A 1,889-nucleotide genomic window follows, 5' to 3' on the forward strand; every position below is an offset into this window, starting at 1 on the left:
CGATCACCTGTTCTGCAAAAGCACCATATTTCTGGCTAGAGCCGATTAAGCGTTGGCCAACTTTAAGATGCTTAACACCCTCGCCTAACTCAACAACTTCGCCACAAAACTCCATGCCCGGAACAAACGGAAGCTCAGGACGCACTTGATATAAACCTTGCACTAACAAGCCATCAGGAAAGTTCACACCACTGGCTAGAATTTTCACTCGCACCTGACCTTTGCCCGGTGTTGGATCATCAATATCTTTGTACTCAAGATCCGAAATCGGACCGAATTCATTACAAACAATTGCTTTCATTGTTGTTCTCTTTTTTGTTCGCTAGAAGCTAGAAAATTATGTCGTCGTTCCCAATGATCAAAACAACACAGCAATGACGACAGCACCGATTAAATAGCGTTATGAGAGAAACTTAGGCGAGGCAAAAATTCACGAAAAGACGGAGTTTACAGACTAGTAAATGAGTACTTTGAGTGAATTTTTAACAATGCTTAAGTGATCGCAATAGCTATTTCAGAACTAACCCTCAGTTTTGATAACGTGCAGAGCCCCCATCGCTAATGGGGCTACGTAGGCCCCCACCTTACTCGCCTGCTTACTAGAAGCATTGCCATCCAAAGCACGCTTCGCGACACCTTGCGCTATCGCCGCTAAACGGAAATAACTAAATGCGAGGTAAAAGGCCCAATGGTCAATTTTCTCAATGCCCATCGCTTCACAATAAGTCTCGACATACTCAGCTTCGGTTGGAATACCCAACGCGCCACGATCTGCACCCGCGAGACCACTCATATCACCAGCGTTAGCTGGCATGCGTAGTTGCATGCACTGATACGCTAAATCAGCAAAAGGGTGACCCAAGGTAGAAAGCTCCCAATCAAGCACCGCTATTACACGGACTTCATCCGGAGCAAACATCATGTTGTCGAGACGGTAATCGCCATGCACAAGCGACACACGACCATCATCCTCTGGAATATGGCTCTCGAGCCATTCAATCAGCTGATCCATTGCCGGAATTTTTTGTGTTTCTGAATCACGATATTGCTTGGTCCAGCGCGATAATTGGCGCTCGAAGTAGTTCCCCGGTTTGCCATAATCACCTAAGCCAACCGCTTCAACATCGACTGAATGTATCGCTGCGAGCACTTTGCCCATTTGCGAATACGCGTGTGTGCGTTCTTCGTTAGATGCCAGTTTTGGTAATGCAGCATCCCAAAAAATGCGCCCCTCACAATATTCCATCACATAGAACATCGAGCCAATCACTTCGCGATCTTCACACAGGTGATACATCTTAGGCGTCGGCACATCCGTATTTTCTAGCGCTTTATAAACACGATACTCACGGTCTACAGCATGTGCTGACTTCAGCAATTTACCCGGTGGCTGGCGACGCAATACATACTCGCCACTAGCCGCACTCAATTTAAAGGTTGGATTAGATTGGCCACCTGAGAATTTCTCTGCGCTTTTTAAGCCATGGAAACTCTCGATATGCTCACTCAAATAGCGATCAAGAAGCTCAATATCTAAACTATCGACGTCTGACATGCTCGCCTCCTATTTCTTTGCCAGCATGGCGTAGCCAGAGGCTAAGCCGCGACCAAGCTGCATCATGTGCACTTCGTCCGGACCATCAGCCAATCTAATTACACGCGCCATTTGATAGGCTTGCGGCAAGAAGGTGTCTTGGCTTAAACCCATTGCACCGTGGATTTGCATAGAGCGATCAATCACCGTGCAGGCCATTTGAGGTGCAACAATCTTGATCATTGAAATAAGCGCCTTAGCACCTTTATTCCCAACGCGATCCATTTGATCCGCGGCTTTTAGCGTCAACAAACGCGCTTGCTCGATCTCACAGTAAGACTTAGCGATACTCTCG

General features: G+C 47.0%; 3 protein-coding genes. All 3 read right to left on the minus strand.

Annotation, left to right across the window (positions count from 1 at the left end; all coding sequences use genetic code 11):
• Positions 1-301, minus strand: a 301-nt coding sequence (locus A3738_RS12460; RefSeq protein WP_156504236.1) for an alcohol dehydrogenase catalytic domain-containing protein, incomplete at its 3' end; no start/stop codon positions are given.
• A gap of 219 nt (positions 302-520) precedes the next feature.
• On the minus strand, positions 521-1,555 hold the full coding sequence (locus A3738_RS12465) for a phosphotransferase family protein (protein ID WP_068476139.1): 1,035 nt from the start codon (positions 1,553-1,555) through the stop codon (positions 521-523).
• Positions 1,556-1,564: 9 nt separating this feature from the next.
• The coding region (locus A3738_RS12470; RefSeq protein ID WP_255376167.1) for an acyl-CoA dehydrogenase family protein at positions 1,565-1,889 on the minus strand (325 nt) is incomplete at its 5' end.

It is taken from the genome of Oleiphilus sp. HI0066, from assembly GCF_001635725.1.